This is a genomic window from Saliphagus sp. LR7 (genome assembly GCF_003344565.1).
GTDB lineage: Archaea > Halobacteriota > Halobacteria > Halobacteriales > Natrialbaceae > Saliphagus > Saliphagus infecundisoli.
This window is the reverse complement of sequence record NZ_QPND01000090.1, coordinates 1-490: the sequence shown is the minus strand read 5'-3', so window position 1 is coordinate 490 and position 490 is coordinate 1. Positions and strand designations below refer to the sequence as shown.

Genomic DNA, 490 nt, shown 5'->3' with positions numbered 1-490 from the left:
GGAGGGCGCGGTCGGCCCGCCAGGTCGGGAGCACGGAGACGTCCTCGATCTCCTCGGCCGCGTGGTCGTGGTACTCGAGCGACGACGTTGGGTCGTCAGTCGAACAGAGGAGTTCGACGCCCATCTCGCGGAGCAGCGACTGGGGGCGCATCGAGTCGTCCGCCAACTGCGATCTCGTCTCCGCCCAGATCTCCTCGGCAGTGTCTCCCGAGATCCGTTCCTCGATGCCGAAGCGCCGTCGCAAGTCGAGGTGGACCCACTCGTAGGTCGGATTGCCGGCGAAGGAGGGGAAGACCTCCGCTAAGGCCTCCCACTTCTCTCGGTTCGAGGCGTCGCCCGTGATTCGTCGCTCGGGGACGCCCCGGTTGCGCATCAGCGCCCAGACGTAGTGGTCAGTCGCGCCCTCGATTTCCCAGATGTCGTCCCAGCCGTCGTCGTCGACGATCTCGCGGACGTCGGCGTGGGTGTGGGGATCCACGATCGGGAGGTC

1 protein-coding gene is annotated in these 490 nt (G+C 67.1%); it reads right to left on the bottom strand.

Annotation, left to right across the window (positions count from 1 at the left end; translation table 11 throughout):
• The coding region (locus DVH23_RS23305) for a glucuronate isomerase (RefSeq protein WP_198668096.1) at positions 1–490 on the bottom strand (490 nt) is incomplete at both ends.